General features: G+C 47.0%; 13 protein-coding genes and 4 tRNA genes. 1 reads left to right on the forward strand and 16 read right to left on the reverse strand.

Annotation, left to right across the window (positions count from 1 at the left end; all coding sequences use genetic code 11):
- Positions 1–371 precede the first annotated feature (371 nt).
- The 12 genes from motX to C9I89_RS21195 all read right to left on the reverse strand — a co-directional run bounded on the left by motX (position 372) and on the right by C9I89_RS21195 (position 13,738).
- Positions 372–998, reverse strand: coding sequence for a flagellar protein MotX (gene motX / locus C9I89_RS21140; protein WP_107285309.1), 627 nt, complete (start codon positions 996–998; stop codon positions 372–374).
- 283 nt (positions 999–1,281) lie between these two features.
- The gene (locus C9I89_RS21145; RefSeq protein ID WP_107285310.1) at positions 1,282–2,580 is read right to left on the reverse strand and encodes an adenylosuccinate synthase; all 1,299 of its coding nucleotides are present in this window, start codon (positions 2,578–2,580) and stop codon (positions 1,282–1,284) included.
- Between the two features lie 122 nt (positions 2,581–2,702).
- On the reverse strand, positions 2,703–2,897 hold the full coding sequence (locus C9I89_RS21150) for a DUF2065 domain-containing protein (protein ID WP_107285311.1): 195 nt from the start codon (positions 2,895–2,897) through the stop codon (positions 2,703–2,705).
- A 97-nt stretch (positions 2,898–2,994) separates the two neighbouring features.
- Entirely contained in the window at positions 2,995–3,981 is a 987-nt protein-coding gene (gene hflC / locus C9I89_RS21155; RefSeq protein ID WP_107285312.1) for a protease modulator HflC, read from the reverse strand.
- 2 nt (positions 3,982–3,983) lie between these two features.
- Positions 3,984–5,141: an FtsH protease activity modulator HflK gene (gene hflK / locus C9I89_RS21160; RefSeq protein WP_107285313.1), complete on the reverse strand. Its 1,158-nt coding sequence runs from the start codon at positions 5,139–5,141 to the stop codon at positions 3,984–3,986.
- A 54-nt stretch (positions 5,142–5,195) separates the two neighbouring features.
- The gene (hflX, locus tag C9I89_RS21165) at positions 5,196–6,485 is read right to left on the reverse strand and encodes a ribosome rescue GTPase HflX (RefSeq protein WP_107285314.1); all 1,290 of its coding nucleotides are present in this window, start codon (positions 6,483–6,485) and stop codon (positions 5,196–5,198) included.
- Positions 6,486–6,510: 25 nt separating this feature from the next.
- Entirely contained in the window at positions 6,511–6,780 is a 270-nt protein-coding gene (gene hfq / locus C9I89_RS21170) for an RNA chaperone Hfq (protein ID WP_107285315.1), read from the reverse strand.
- An 87-nt stretch (positions 6,781–6,867) separates the two neighbouring features.
- Positions 6,868–7,803: a tRNA (adenosine(37)-N6)-dimethylallyltransferase MiaA gene (gene miaA, locus C9I89_RS21175; protein ID WP_107285316.1), complete on the reverse strand. Its 936-nt coding sequence runs from the start codon at positions 7,801–7,803 to the stop codon at positions 6,868–6,870.
- Positions 7,796–10,012, reverse strand: coding sequence for a DNA mismatch repair endonuclease MutL (gene mutL / locus C9I89_RS21180; RefSeq protein ID WP_107285317.1), 2,217 nt, complete (start codon positions 10,010–10,012; stop codon positions 7,796–7,798). The genes miaA and mutL overlap by 8 nt, the downstream gene beginning before the upstream one ends.
- Positions 10,013–10,014: 2 nt before the next feature.
- Positions 10,015–11,772 (reverse strand): N-acetylmuramoyl-L-alanine amidase, encoded by a 1,758-nt coding sequence (locus C9I89_RS21185; protein WP_107285318.1) that lies wholly within the window; start codon positions 11,770–11,772, stop codon positions 10,015–10,017.
- A 5-nt stretch (positions 11,773–11,777) separates the two neighbouring features.
- Positions 11,778–12,242, reverse strand: coding sequence for a tRNA (adenosine(37)-N6)-threonylcarbamoyltransferase complex ATPase subunit type 1 TsaE (gene tsaE / locus C9I89_RS21190; RefSeq protein ID WP_107285319.1), 465 nt, complete (start codon positions 12,240–12,242; stop codon positions 11,778–11,780).
- 8 nt (positions 12,243–12,250) lie between these two features.
- The gene (locus C9I89_RS21195) at positions 12,251–13,738 is read right to left on the reverse strand and encodes an NAD(P)H-hydrate dehydratase (protein ID WP_107285320.1); all 1,488 of its coding nucleotides are present in this window, start codon (positions 13,736–13,738) and stop codon (positions 12,251–12,253) included.
- A gap of 179 nt (positions 13,739–13,917) precedes the next feature.
- On the opposite strand from C9I89_RS21195, the gene queG reads away from it, so the two are divergent.
- Positions 13,918–15,051, forward strand: coding sequence for a tRNA epoxyqueuosine(34) reductase QueG (gene queG / locus C9I89_RS21200; RefSeq protein WP_107285321.1), 1,134 nt, complete (start codon positions 13,918–13,920; stop codon positions 15,049–15,051).
- Between the two features lie 845 nt (positions 15,052–15,896).
- Here the strand turns inward: queG and C9I89_RS21205 are convergent.
- The 4 genes from C9I89_RS21205 to C9I89_RS21220 form a co-directional block, all read right to left on the reverse strand.
- A tRNA-Met gene (locus C9I89_RS21205) sits at positions 15,897–15,973 on the reverse strand.
- 62 nt (positions 15,974–16,035) lie between these two features.
- Positions 16,036–16,111: transfer RNA gene (locus tag C9I89_RS21210), tRNA-Gly, on the reverse strand.
- A 59-nt stretch (positions 16,112–16,170) separates the two neighbouring features.
- Positions 16,171–16,246, reverse strand: a tRNA-Gly gene (locus C9I89_RS21215).
- 22 nt (positions 16,247–16,268) lie between these two features.
- Positions 16,269–16,345: transfer RNA gene (locus C9I89_RS21220), tRNA-Met, on the reverse strand.
- Between the last annotated feature and the right edge of the window lie 5 nt (positions 16,346–16,350).

The following is a 16,350-nucleotide window of genomic DNA, read 5'->3' on the forward strand; positions in this document are numbered from 1 at the left end:
TATTGACTAAAAGATATAGATCAGATAAAGGTTATAAGTTGCATTGCACATATAACTTACAAAAGGGAGCCATAAACCGTCAACCAACAATTAATATTATCACCAAGGGCAACTCTTACCGCTCCTCCACTGACAGCGCTCGCATATGTGCGCATTTTAACCTAGCCATCTGAACTAAAAGGTATTTTCATTTTGGCTCCCGATTAATATCATTGAACCGGGTATGAAAGAAAATCATCTTCACGGTAAGTGCGTGCCAGATGTTGTGAGTCGAAACAGCGATTATCAATCAAAGAAAAGAATTTGGGCAATTTAGAAGCATAACAAACACGCTGAGCTGTTTTGCGGAAAAAAAGCAGACGAAGCCCTCTCTACCAGAATGTATCCCGGCGCTTCGCGCGCGCTATCACATTGGCTGGCATCCGCCGTTCAAGCCCTACTCTTAAGCGAGTAATTTTACTATGGGTATTTTTACTGGCTGTCACGGTGTTGTATAACCAGCGATAGGCGTCTTCAAAATCAAGCGGGCTACCGTAGTTGCTCAGTAGCAGTTCCGCTAACTGAATTCGTGCATCGACATTTCCCATCGATGCCGCTTCACGCAAGTAGGGAACCGCACGTTCCTGATCTTGCTGTACCAGCGTACCTTTGGCGTAATAGCGGCCAAGCTGCTCTAACGCAGCAGGCGAGCCCTGATGAGCTGCCGATTGCATGTAATAAACGCCAAGCTCGACATCACGCTCAACACAGACCCCCCATGCCAGCATGTCACCATAGAGGAATTGATAAGAGGGTGACTCTACTCGCCGTGCACGCGCTTCAATATCCTGAACTAACTGACAATCATCAGCTTTCACTTGTTGCAAGTGGGTATTGGTTTCAAATAGCTTGATCAGCTCTGAATCGGAATATACCGGAACGGCCTCACCTACACTTTCCAAAGCATAGGCAGGAGTTACAACCAGCAATGTCGAAAGCAGTAAGGTACGCAGATCCATCAACTAATCTCTATTAAACCGTAGATAGCATATCGGCTAAGACGTTCCAGACTTTAGGGGATTTAAGAAAAAACGGCAATTATTTGCCGCAGAGATCCATCACGAGAAAGGGAATTTGACACCATATTTTTGCCTCGGTTTGAAGCCGGTCACATTTAATAACTTAAAAAGCAATTAGATAAGAAACACACAAACAGCAGCAATAAAAAAGCCAACCGAACGGTTGGCTTTTTTTCTATCAATAACTCACTGTAGAGGGCAATGACTCACCATACAGGGGCAATTATTCACCGTATGGGTGAACCTTAATGATAGTTTCTTTACGGTCAGGACCCGTCGAAACGATGTCGATTGGCACACCCGTAAGCTCTTCGATACGAGCAATATAGTCTAATGCCGTTTGTGGAAGCGCATCCAGTGACTTAGCACCAAATGTGTTCTCAGACCAACCAGGCATTGTTTCGTAAATCAGCTCAATGTTCTCGTAAGCATCAGCCGCCATTGGTGATACTTCAAGTACTGTGCCGTCAGCCATTTTATAGCCAGTACAGATTTTAATCTCTTCTAAGCCATCCATAACGTCTAGCTTAGTCAGGCAGAAACCAGAGATTGAGTTGATCTGTACCGCACGGCGCATAGCAACCGCATCGAACCAGCCACAACGGCGCTTACGGCCAGTCGTTGCACCAAACTCGTTACCTTTAACGCCAAGGTGTTCACCGACAGCATCATCAAGTTCAGTCGGGAATGGACCCGCACCAACGCGAGTACAGTAGGCTTTCGCGATACCCAGGATATAACCCAGATGACGAGGACCAAAGCCAGAACCCGAAGCAACACCGCCAGCTGTTGTATTTGAAGACGTTACATACGGATATGTACCGTGGTCGATATCCAGCAGCGTACCTTGCGCACCTTCGAACATGATCTTATCGCCACGCTTACGCGCGTCATCAAGTTCTTGAGTTACATCGATAACCATAGAAGTCAGAACATCAGACTGAGCCATGATGTTTTCCAGAACTTCTTCATAGCTTACTGGTTCAGCATTGTAGTAATGCTCAAGCTGGAAGTTATGGTAAGCCATAACTTCTTTCAGCTTCTCAGCAAATGTTGCTTTATCGAATAGATCGCCAACACGCAGACCGCGACGAGCAACTTTATCTTCGTAGGCAGGACCGATACCACGACCCGTCGTACCAATGGCTTTTTTACCACGAGCGATTTCACGCGCTTGGTCAAGAGCGATATGATACGGAAGAATTAGCGGACAAGCTTCTGACAGGAACAGACGTTCACGAACAGGGATACCACGCTCTTCTAGCGGGCCCATTTCTTTCATCAGTGCATCTGGAGAAAGTACAACACCGTTACCGATGATGCATTTAACGTTGTCACGCAGGATACCTGATGGGATCAGGTGAAGGACAGTTTTTTCACCGTCAATGACAAGAGTGTGACCTGCATTGTGGCCACCCTGGTAGCGCACTACGTATTTTGCATCTTCGGTCAGCAGATCAACGATCTTACCCTTGCCTTCGTCACCCCATTGGGTGCCAAGAACGACTACATTATTTGCCATCTTTCTTCGTCTATCAGTAGTTAAAAAAGGATTCTAGCACCTTACAGAACCGCTTGCAGTCATTTTTTGACCATACGAAATTATTCTGCAAGAAGAGTGTCACGATACTCAACTAGCGCGATTTACATACTATTGTACATCATGTAGGCAATAATGCTGCCTGCCACCACCAGACATCCGCCGATTCGACGCAAAGCGTTGTCATTCTGCTGACTTAGCTGACTCACCATTTCACGCCAGCCCCGAGGTGCCAATAACGGGCCCAACCCTTCAACCACCAGCACAAGGCCGATAGCCATCCAAACTGCTTTATTCATACTTATTCCCGTATACCAAATTCATTCATTATTTCCCACCGACAAAAAAAAAGACAAGGCCTTCTGGCCTTGTCTTTCGATTTTCAATTTAGCGGGCTTATTTTACGCCACTGGCTTCTTTCATGTACTTGAAGAAGTCACTGCTAGGGTCGACAACGAGAATATCGTTTTTCGAGTTAAAGCTATTTTCATACGCTTTTAATGAACGTAGGAAGCTATAGAACTCCGGATTCTGGTTGAACGCATCAGCGTAAATTTTAGCGACTTGCGCATCTGCAGTACCGCGAACAACACGCGCTTCACGATCGGCTTCAGCCAGAATTTTCGCCACTTCCAGTTCAGACTGGGCGCGAATAACTTCGGCTTTCTCTCGACCTTGCGAGCGGTGCTTACGAGCAACCGATTCACGCTCGGCACGCATACGGCGGTAGATAGACTCACTAATTTCGTCCGGAAGATTGATTTTCTTCATCCGAAAATCAACAACTTCAACACCCAAATCTTTCATTGCACTGACTTTAATTTCAGCAAGTACATCAGCCATGATTTGATCTCGCTGACCTTCCACTTCTTTACGAGGTGCAACTTCAGCAACAATCTCATTCACAACCGTTTCTGCCGGGTCTTCTATAACCTCCGCAGCTTTACGCTCTGGGCCTGAAACGATTTGCTTGATTTCTTTCGAACCAATTTCAGCACGAAGATTATCAACAACTTTACGTTTTAGAAGCGCTTCAGCAGTCGACTTATCACCACCACCCGTCGTTAGGTAGTACTGACCATAATCAGCAATACGCCACTTAACGTAAGTATCGATGATTACATCTTTTTTCTCTGCCGTTACAAAACGGTCTGCCTGATCATCCATAGTCTGGATACGTGCATCCAGCGTTCTTACACGGTCAAACAACGGTACTTTAAAGTGCAAGCCCGGCTGATAGATATGGACAACTTCAGTATTGGCATCTTTCAGAATACGACCGAAACGCACCACAATACCGCGCTCACCTTCACGCACCACAAAGACTGACATCAGCAGCAAAGCGATAAAGATGACAACCACTGGGATCATTAATTTACGCATGATTAATATCTCCCTTGACGACCGGTATCAGTACGCGCTGGCGCCGATACAGGATTTTGGGTTTCAGCTTTTTCAAGTTCAATACCATAAGAGCTGCTTGATGTACCCGTTTTCGGTTTTGCCTGCGTTGATTGATTAATCAGCTTATCAAGCGGTAAATAAAGCAGATTGCCACTTGATTTAGAATCAACCATCACCTTGCTGGTGTTGCTGTAAACACGTTCCATCGTTTCAAGGTACAGACGGTTACGCGTGACTTCTTGTGCAGCAAGATACTGAGGAAGCAACTTCTCAAACTGAGAGACTTCACCCAATGCACCGTTGACGGTTTTCTCTGAATAACCTTGAGCTTCTTTCTTCAAACGCTCTGCGCGACCGGTTGCCTTAGGCAAAATATCATTGCTGTAAGCTTCTGATTCACGAACAAAACGCTCTTCATCTTCTCGCGCAGCAATGGCGTCATCAAAGGCATCTTTAACTGCCTCTGGCGGACGCGCCGACTGGAAGTTGACGTCGACGACCAAGATACCCATATCGTAATTCTGGATGATCTTGTCGATCGCTTGCTGGGTATTGGCACGAATCGTCTGACGACCTGTGGTTAAGGCTTCATCCATCTTCGAATCACCAATAACCGCACGCAGGGCAGAATCCGTTGCCTGACGCAAACTGTCATCTGCATTCGTTACGCTAAACAGATAGTTTTTTGCATCAGAAACACGGTACTGAACATCCATCTCAACTTTCAATACGTTTTCATCTTTGGTCAGCATTAGACCAGAGCTACGTAGTGAACGAATCGCCTGAACGTTTACAGGTTCAACCTCATCGATAAAAGTCGGTTTCCAGTTCAGACCCGGATCTACCATCTCGTAAAACTTACCGAACCGTAATACCACGCCTCGTTCAGCTTCGCCGATTGTATAGAAACCAGAAAAACCCCAAACTGCAGCAGCCAGCACTGCAATCACCCCTAAACCGACAGCACTGCCACCAGTTGACGGGCCTTTTTTATTCCCAAAAATACCACCAAATTTACGACTCAGCTTTGAAAAAACCTCATCGAGATCTGGCGGCCCTTGTTCACGTCCACCGCGATTATTATTACCCCAAGGGTCTTTATCACGGCCGCCGTTGTTTCCAGGCTCATTCCACGCCATTATAGAACTCCATCAACATGATATGACGACAGTTTTTATTACTCTAGCAGTCCATTAAGCCACGATAAAGTCACCTAACGAAGTACTTTCTCTTTTTTGTAACCGTGACCAGTCTGCCAACGGTAACCGAATATCAATAACCAAACTGCCATCTGATTCATATTCTTCACACAAAATACAGCCAAGCTGATAAAACTTACTGCGATACCGGCCGATCAATTGCGGCGGTAAACGCAAAGTATGCTTAACCATGGTGCCAGACAAACGTTCAGTTAAGGCTTCGAACAGCAGGTCAATGCCTAATCCTTCGATTGCCGATACCCAAACTCGTACCGGCATCCCCTCATCGTCACGTTCGATTCGAGGCTCACACCCGTCCAGATTGTCGATTTTATTCATCACAATCAGAGTCGGTACCTCATTGGCCTCGATCTCTTCCAGCACCGTATCAACCGCATCGATATTTTCACGGTAGCGCTCATCACTGGCATCGACCACATGAAGCAATAAGCTCGCTTCCTGGGTTTCTTTCAGTGTTGCTTTAAATGCCGCGACCAGATCATGAGGCAGATGACGAATAAATCCGACCGTATCGGCCAGAATAGATGTTCCCACATCGGCCACCTCAATCTTACGCAATGTAGGATCCAAGGTCGCAAACAACTGATCAGCGGCATACACTCCAGCATTGGTAATACGGTTAAACAGAGTCGACTTGCCGGCATTGGTATAACCGACCAGTGAAATTGTAGGGATATCTGCGCGATTTCTCGCCCGGCGTCCCTGATCCCGCTGTTTCGAAACTTTCTCTAACCTTCGCAAAATGCTTTTTATGCGATCACGCAATAAACGCCGATCCGTTTCTAGCTGAGTTTCACCCGGCCCACGCAGGCCGATACCACCTTTTTGACGTTCAAGGTGAGTCCAGCCACGGATCAATCGAGTGGAAAGATGACGTAACTGAGCTAACTCAACCTGTAGCTTCCCTTCGTGGGTGCGCGCACGCTGAGCAAAGATATCGAGAATTAATCCTGTTCGGTCTACTACCCGACACTTGCACAAATGCTCCAGGTTACGCTCTTGCGCTGGAGAGAGGGAGTGGTTAAATATTACGATCTCGGCCCCTTCGGCCCGAACCGCATCGGCAATTTCCTGTGCTTTACCTTCACCCACGTAATACTTAGGGTGGGGAGTCTTACGGCTACCTGTCACGACACGTAGCGTATTGACTCCCGCTGAGGAGACCAGCATTTCACATTCGCTGAGATCTTCCCATTCCCCTTCTTGCGTGAAATTGATATGAACAAGAATCGCCTGCTCTCCGGCTTCATAACGGTCAAACAAGCAATCAACTCCTTATTGAAGAATTTTATTCTTCGGTTTGTTCTTGGGTACGCTCAGTTCCAGCCGGACGATCACTCGCATGATGATGATTCACCGGGCGAGCAGGAACAACTGTAGAAATAGCATGCTTATAAACCATCTGGTTGACGGTGTTTTTAAGTAAGATCACGAACTGATCAAAGGATTCAATCTGACCTTGAAGTTTAATGCCGTTCACCAGGTAAATAGAGACCGGAATTCTTTCACGACGCAGCGCATTCAAAAACGGGTCTTGCAGAGATTGCCCCTTAGCCATTATTTCTTTTCCTTATTTGTTTGTAGTTGTATTTAGCAACGAACAAAAACTAAAAATACGCAAAACAGTTCAGAGTATACACTTTATTCAAACATCACAACTAACTGAGTTTGTGACTGTTTGTAACGCTGTATCTCCGTTACTGCTATCTAACCACGTCAAATCTTTCCAGCTACGTAACCAGGTAATTTGACGCTTCGCCAATTGACGGGTTGCACAGATACCACGGAAGACCGCTTCATCTAAATCACACTTCCCGTCCAAGTAGTCCCACATCTGTCGATAACCGACACAACGGATTGATGGAAGATCGGGATGTAAATCACCCCGTTCGTATAAAGTACGCACTTCCTGTTCAAAACCGGCATCGATCATTTTCTCGAAACGTTGCTCAATTCTTTGATGTAGAACAGCCCTATCCTTGGGCGCTATTGCAAATTGGTGGACCTTATACGGCAATGATTCACCCTGAATTTTCGTCAACTCGGTTAAAGTTTTACCCGAAATACGAAAAACTTCCAACGCTCGAGATAAACGCTGTGGATCATTAGGATGGATACGAGCCCCGGAAACAGGATCGATCCGCACTAATTCCTCATGTAAAACTTGCCAACCTTTCTCTTGTGCTTCTTGCTCTATCTCAGCACGGATTTCAGGATCCGCGGCTGGTAATGGCGACAAACCTTCAAGTAAAGCTTTGTAGTACAGCATAGTACCACCAACTAACAGGGGGATGCGCCCAGCTGCAACTATATCAGCCATTTCTTTCAGTGCATCAGCACGAAAGTCTGCAGCCGAATAACTTTGCGCTGGATCACGAATATCAATAAGACGATGGGGAGCTAATGCTAGTTCCCGAGCATCTGGTTTTGCCGTACCGATATCCATCCCTTTATAAATAAGGGCGGAATCGACACTAATCAACTCTACAGGTAACTGTTCACGCAAACGGATAGCAAGATCTGTTTTTCCCGATGCTGTTGGCCCCATTAAAAAAATGGCCTGAGGTAATGGCTTACTCATATTCAAATGCTTCTATTGCTGCACAAACATCTACGGGGCGCAACAAATATTGATGATATTGTTCAAGATCGCCGGCCCATAGTTGCTCGACTTCTGTCACTAATTGGATCGCCTGAGACAAACTAAAGGCATCCGCTGGCACCGTACATTGCGATGACAGCCAATCCAGTAACTTGCTCCAGCCCTGAGCTTCAGGATCATCGGCGACTGATGCCAGATAGGTTAACAAATTTGGGATAAGCTGTTGTAAGTTTTGCTGCCTTAACGGCATACAAACCGACAAAATGATCAATCCAGCCTTCCCTTTGGCCTTTAAATTGATCCCAAGCTGCTTTAATAGCTGAGCATGCACCTCAGCACACGCTATCAATTCAGGATCTACCGGAACGGAATGCGGGATCAGTAATGGCTGCGGCTTTAAGCCTTCAGTGGCTGCCAGACGTAATTGCCCTTTGTGGCGTAAACCCTGAGCATAATCGAGTGACAACACATAAATACCGTCATTTCGGCTCAGTAACAAAAAGCGCTCGCTAACCAAACAAAGTGCTTTACCTAATCCAACACCAGGCTTGGTATCAATCGCATTTTGTCGTGTTGGTTGAACCGACTTGTTGTCTCGCCAAGATGGTACGGCATGGTTGCTATCTGTCTTAATGGCATTGCTAGAATCATCATACCGATAAGACGGATTCACGACGGAACCATCCGTTGAACGAGAAGATTCTGACGGCGTTTGCATTAAACGCTGATAAGCGGCGACTTCCTGTCTGGATGGACTTTCACTACCGAACTGCCGCTGAGCGCGATTCGCCCCATCGGATGAGGAATGGCGACTTGAATCACTTGGCGTGTAACCGGTATCTCTGCCGCTCTTCAGATTGTGAGTACTTGCTCCGCTTGGACCCGCTTGACGATAATCATCACGACCATGCGATTCATTCTCTTGGCAAGCATGGTCATAACCCTGCCTCTCACAATCATGGCTAGGTGCTGGTATTTCTTCATCGGCACGCTGTGTTTGTGCGTGTAGCCACTCCGCAGGCTGTGCTTTGTTTGGATAATCAGGCGTACGTGCTATCGCATTCATCACAGGTAGCGGTTCTGCAACATAATGTTCCGTGCTTTCTGCTGATGTTGTTGCCGAACCTGCATAAGGAGCAGCTATCGCACTGGCTCGCTGCGGGGCGCTATACATCTGTTCGTCTTCAATGGCGCTTTGCTGCAATGCACTCTGAATGCCCTGATAAATGAAATCGTGAACCAGACGTGCCTGATGAAAACGCACCTCATGTTTAGCCGGATGTACATTCACATCGACCTGATGCGGGTCGACTTCAATAAACAGGACATAAGCCGCATATTGGGCGGCGGCAAGACTGGACTCATAAGCCTGACGGATCGCATGATTGATCAGTTTATCTTTCATCATACGGCCGTTGACATAACAATATTGAATGTCATTTTGCGCCCGAGCACCTTGTGGGCTACAAATCCAGCCCGACAATTTCAAATCACCATGTTCAAGCTCAACCGCCAATGCATGTTGCAAAAAGCCCTGCCCACAAGCTGACGCAAGACGCCGCTCTTTCTGGATCTGAGTTTGTGAGCTGCGATACTGGCGAATGATTTTGCTGTTATGACGCAGGGTAATTGAGACATCGAACCGGCTAAGTGCAATTCGCTTTAGCAGTTCATCAATGTGGCTAAATTCCGTTTTTTCAGTACGAAGGAATTTACGGCGAGCCGGGGTATTAAAGAATAAATCGAGCACTTCAACCGTCGTACCGACAGGGTGTGCTGCAGGCTTAAGCTGCACGTCCATATCCCGCCCTTCAGCATAAGCAGACCAAGCTTCCTCCTGCCCTTCAGTACGCGATGTCAGGGTCAGACGGGAGACTGAACTGACACTTGCCAGCGCTTCGCCGCGAAATCCCAGACTGACAATCGCTTCTAAATCATCCAACGAAGAGATTTTAGACGTGGCATGACGGCTAAGCGCCAGACCAAGCTCTTCTTTTACGATGCCTTTGCCGTTATCACGAATACGGATCGTGCGGCTGCCCCCTTTATCGATATCAATATCAATTCGGGTAGCTCCGGCATCAAGGCTATTTTCGACCAGCTCTTTGACAACAGAGGCAGGGCGTTCAACTACTTCACCGGCAGCAATCTGGTTAGCCAGCCGAGCGGGTAAAATCTGAATCGGCATAATTAACTTCTGGGTATGGTTAAAGTCTGGCCAACGGCCAGTTTATCTGAGCTTAGCTTATTCGTAGTGCGGATGCTATCAACACTCACCCCATAATGCGCGGCGATCTTACCAAGAAACTCACCACGCTTAACGGTATGTTTCTTGGGTGCCGGCACTTTCATCTCTATTTTCAGCTTTTGCCCGACGGCCAGATTATCTGAACGTAACTTATTCACTTTTCGGATACTATCAATCGTCACACCATAGCGTGCGGCAATTTTACCCAGAAACTCACTGCGCTGTACCTTATGCACAACGGTTTGAGTAACGGTTGCATTTGAGGCTGATGCTTTAGGTTTTGACGTCGATATGATCTTGTTTGCTGCAGCCTTGTTTGTAACCGCCCGATTCGTAACAGCAACAGGCGCAGAGCCAGGAACAACCAGAACCTGACCAATTTTCAGCGAACTCGATGTTAAATTGTTGGCTGATTTAATGGCTGATATCGAAGTACCGTATTTCTTGGCAATGATACTCAGCGACTGGCCAGATGTGACTTTGTGCTTAATGCCATTTTTTCTGGCGGCAAATAGCGTTCCTTCCGGCGGGTTACCGTCAAAATAGGCCAGGACGCCTTTATAGATCGCATCGGCTAACTTGTTTTGATGGGACCGTGAATTCAGCAACTGCTCTTCTTTAGGGTTAGTGATAAACCCGGTTTCCACCAGTAATGACGGAATATCCGGTGATTTTAAAACGGCTAAGCTGGCATGTTCGGGTTTGCTTTTGTGCAGCGTGGTGACTTTGCTGATCTCTTTCAGCACTTTCGAGGCCACTTCATAGCCTTCTTTCTGGGAATGGCTGAATTGCAGATCTAACACTGCCATACTGAGGTATTGATCGTCGTTGTCACCAGACAAGACATCTCCGCCGCCCAACAATTCAGATTGCTTTTCGTGTTGCTCCAGCCAGCGACCAATTTCGCTATTGGCGCGGCGGGTATTCAGCACCCAGACTGACGCCCCTCGCGGCTGCGGTTTATGGAAACCATCCGCATGAATAGAAACAAGCAGATGTGCTTTATTCCGACGGGCAATTTCAGAACGTTTATTAAGATTTACAAAGTAGTCACTATGCCGGGTCATCACCGCTTTCAGACCTGGTGTCGCATCAATTTTTGCCGCCACTTTTTTCGCTACTGCCAACGTGACATTCTTTTCGTACTTTTTAGCAGGCCCGATAGAGCCGGGGTCTTCCCCACCATGTCCGGCATCTATTGCGATAATGATATCGTCACGCCCTGACGGCAACTGCGCTTGTTGGTTAGTGGTTACTTCCCCTTTAAGCTGCGTTTTTTTGCCCCCCCCAGTATTGTTACTATGCGGTAAATCTAACACCAAACGGTGGCTGTGATGCCCGTCAGGTGTCGGCGCTAAGGTAAATATCTTAGGGCTGGTTCTCACTTGCGTTTCAAACACCAACCGAAAAGAGCCTTTTTCAGGCGCACTGCTACTGCGGATTTTCGTCAATACGGCACTGCGACTTACCTCAATCGGAAGTTGGGTCGTAAGTGTCGTTTGTTTTAAGTCCACAACTAAACGATCGGGTTTGGTAAGCGTAAAATAACTGTAAGTTACCTTATCTTTTAGATCTAAGACGACTCGGGTTTCGTCTGGCGCCGGCCAGACCCGAACCCCTTTTAGCTCATTGGCAATTACCACAGAACTAAATAACCCTACCCCTAAAACAAGAATATTTAAAAAAGCCCGTAAAGACATTCTGATCAACACAACTCCAAACTTTTGATCAACGCCGTACCATAATCATTATTGGCGGTAATCGTAACCTTGCGCTGTTCACCGTGATAGCGCATTTCTAATACCAGATCCGGAGCAGGCAGCAAACCTTCCCCCCTTTCCGGCCATTCCACCAAACAAATCGCATCGTCAGTGAAATAATCACGGATCCCCATAAATTCTAATTCTTCTGGATCAGCCAAACGGTATAAATCAAAGTGATAAACATGCCAGGGTGGCAATTCATATGGTTCAACCAGTGTGTAGGTTGGGCTTTTTACATTCCCCTGATGACCTAATGCACGGATAAAACCACGGCTAAACGTCGTTTTTCCCGCACCGAGATCACCATGAAGATAAATTGTAGTCTGGTGCTTACAGGCTGTCGCAAGTCGAAGGCCTAAATCTACTGTTGCTTGCTCGTCGGCAAGTAAGGTTTCAAATGTTTGCATTATTATCTTTATCTTGGGTTTACTAATTGTCGAATATACGGAAACAAATCACCCGCCAGCATACCACGCTCTCCATCCCTGGCGCACAAATCAGCCGCTTTACTGTGAATCCAAACACCCGCGCAGGCTGCATCAGGTAAGGATAAGCCTTGCCCTAACAGGGCGCCAATAATGCCAGACAGCACATCGCCCATCCCACCGGTTGCCATTCCAGGATTTCCTTCAGAGCAGATCCAAAGCTGTTGTCCGTCATAAATCAGGGTTCCCGCCCCTTTCAATACCGCAACTCCGCCATATTTTTGCTGCAGTGACCGCACGGCACGGAACCGATCCGCTTCTACCTCTTTCACGGTCGTCTTTAGCAAGCGGGCCGCTTCGCCTGGGTGCGGGGTAATTATACGATTATTTTTATAGTCTGGTGAAAATGATAATAAGTTCAATCCATCGGCATCAATAACCGTCTTTTTTTCACAACCGTGAAGATAAAAGAACAGCGCCTGACTCCAGTCACTCTGTCCAAGTCCCGGACCGATCACCACCACATCAGCCCAATCCTGCCGCTGACTGATCTCATGGGCTTTTTCCTGCCAGCCTTGCACCATTATCTCCGGCCGGGCTGTCACAATTGACAAGACATTGTCAGGCTGTGTGATAACAGCCGTTAACCCAGCCCCCGTGCGCGCACTCGCTTCCGCCGCTAAACGAATAGCACCAGCCATACCTAAGTCACCACCCACACATAATACCCGGCCATGATCACCTTTATGTGCCGCTCGATCACGTACCGGCAGGTGACGTAAGATCTGACGTTCATCGATTCTGACACTGGCAGGTTCGGCGATCTGCTGAAAGATTTCAGCCACCTCTAAGCCTGCAAACTGAATGTCGCCACAATAACGAGCCGCCAGGCCGGTGCATAACCCTTGTTTAACCCCAATAAAAGTGACGGTAATATCGGCCTGTACAGCCACGCCTGAATGAGTACCCGTATCGGCACATAAACCCGAAGGTACATCAACGGCAATAACAGGGCTGATTGCTCGATTGATTGCCTCAATCAAGGTTGCACAATCAGAACGTACTGAGCCCTTAAGCCCGGTACCCAACAGCGCGTCAATGATCACCTCAACCGATTCTGGGACGTCGGCATGCGGTACTCCGATTTCACCACCGGCAGCTACCCAGGCATCACGCGCTGTTGCAGCATCACCGGTTAATTGAAAGGCATCCCCCAAATGCCATAACTGAACGTTCAGGCCATGTTCTCTGGCAAGACGTGCCACCACATATCCGTCGCCCCCATTATTCCCACCGCCACAACAGACAAGCACAGAAGCCGCATCAGGGTACTTACCGATCAGAGCCGAAAATACGGCCTGACCGGCCCTTTCCATCAGCTGATACATTTCCAGTTGCATCGCTTGTGCGACAGCCTTTTCCCCCACTCTAACCTGCTCTGCCCGATATAAAGAAGTTGGCAACGGTGGCATAACCATACTGATTCCTTACTGTGTTATTCTGGCTAATAGAGAGCGATCACTCCCAAACAAAACATAACACATTGAAAAAACCTTCCGGTGCTTTTTTCCTTCTTACCCACAACGACGGCAACTATTGTCCCTCAGGTTATGTGGTACACTTCGCCCCCCATAATTTAACGGCCCCCATTGACACCATGAGCATTGATTACACAGCACTCACCCAGAAAATTAAACAATGGGGAAAAGAGCTAGGATTCCAACAGGTTGGGATCTGCGATATCGATCTCAAGCAGCATGAAGCGCAATTACAGCGCTGGTTAGAGGCGGAGTATCATGGTGATATGGATTGGATGGCTCGCCATGGCATGATGCGTGCGCGACCCGCCGAGCTGCAACCTGGTACAGTAAGGGTGATCAGTGTCAGAATGAATTATCTGCCACCAGATGCTGGTTTTGCCCAAACCCTTAAGCAACCGCTGAAAGCCTACATTAGCCGCTATGCATTGGGCCGTGATTACCACAAGCTCATTCGCAACCGCTTAAAACGTTTAGGCCAGCTGATTGAAGCTGAAGTGGGTCAATTCGGCCATCGCCCTTTTGTCGATTCTGCACCAATCCTGGAACGCCCGTTAGCCGAAAAAGCCGGACTGGGCTGGACCGGGAAACATTCACTGAACCTCAACGATAATAGCGGTTCGTGGTTTTTCCTTGGCGAATTACTTATCGACCTGCCGCTCCCCGTTGATACGCCGGTAGAGAATCAATGCGGTAAATGTGTCGCTTGCATAACCAGCTGCCCGACAGGCGCGATTGTCAAAGAAGGTGTTATTGACGCCAGGCGTTGTATTTCATACCTGACAATTGAGTTTTCCGGGGTTATTCCCGAAGATTTTCGAGAAAAAATTGGTAACCGTATCTACGGTTGTGATGACTGCCAACTGGTTTGCCCGTTCAATCGTTTCTCTGAACTGACAGAAGAAACTGATTACCACTGCCGTGATACGTTATATCAGCAAGATCTGCTGACACTTTTCCAATGGGATGAAAAATCTTTCCTTAAATACACTGAAGGTTCGGCGATTCGACGTATCGGCCATATCCAATGGTTACGCAATCTGGCGATTGCCATCGGCAATGCACCTTATGATGCGGATCTTCTCGATGCCTTATCTAAACGTTCAGGGTTCAATGAACTACTAGACATCCACATCCGCTGGGCAATGACAAAACAACAAGAAAAACGTGCCGAACTTGTTATTGATGTACTACCATCTAAAACAAAAAGGCTTATTCGCATTGTTGAAAGAGGCCTTCCTCGCGACGCCTGATCTTCCTGAATACGGCAGCGTTCAAGCATTCAAAATGAGAGCTAAGTCCGTATTCTATATGAATGTGGAAAACATTTTCAGTGCTTCGATTTCATACCTCAACATAAAACATTAAACACAGGTGGTGGATAACAGAGTTAAGATGTTTATCCAGCCACACCACATATTGATCAAGCTGTATATAAGCTCTGCATAAGTCAATAAAACAAATTAAAAGCAATAACTTAAGATTAACGAGGAGTTATGTGGATAAAGTGAGATTAGCTGATTATTTTATGAAGTATAAAGTTATTCACACCGTACTGGCACATGTAATCAACTGACTTACCCACAACGAACCGTATGTGGATAACTCTGTGAACTAAGAGCATGTTTTTGATTGACAACATGGCTACAAAGCCTGAAAACACAAGCTTTCATGCTGTTTCAAGATCTGGATAAAAGAGAGCAGATACGGATCATAAGCATTCAGTCACTGGCAGGAAGAAATATCGCTACCGACTGACTATTACAACGAACTTAACAACGCTTACGTCGTAGTATGACGCCAATACTTCACAGCATTGGTATTCAGGCCACCAGGCCGTTACAGAGCATCTTTTTTTCATAAGACAAGAATCCCACCCTAAGGAAGGTTGTCTGAGTAAACATTAAGATGATGTATCGAAGCTGATTGCTTCAAATGACCCTTTAAAACCAACGTTATAAAGGTGCTTTGAGGCAACACACTAGATTGTCGTTAATCGATAAACCCAGGAATGCTGCATTGAGACTATTACTTCACAGTAGTAGGTTTGCTTCACTAGCAGAGCCAGTATCGCATGCTTGTATTTCAACAAGTAAATTGGTTGCGGGAGCTGGATTTGAACCAACGACCTTCGGGTTATGAGCCCGACGAGCTACCAAACTGCTCCATCCCGCGTCCGATTTATACTCACCGTTCAAAGTACGATGACGACTTATCTCTTCCGAAGAAAAAGAATTTGGAGCGACACACGAGGTTCGAACTCGTGACCTCAACCTTGGCAAGGTTGCGCTCTACCAGCTGAGCTAGTGTCGCATCACATGGAAGTTTTTCACCTTCCGATCATCACTGCAAGAGCAATAACCTATTTAATCTGGAGCGACACACGAGGTTCGAACTCGTGACCTCAACCTTGGCAAGGTTGCGCTCTACCAGCTGAGCTAGTGTCGCATACTTGACTTAACAAGTAAGTTGGTTGCGGGAGCTGGATTTGAACCAACGACCTTCGGGTTATGAGCCCGACGAGCTACCAAACTGCTCCATCCCGCGTCCGA

It is taken from the genome of Photobacterium lipolyticum (assembly GCF_003026475.1).
GTDB classification, from domain to species: Bacteria; Pseudomonadota; Gammaproteobacteria; order Enterobacterales; family Vibrionaceae; genus Photobacterium; species Photobacterium lipolyticum.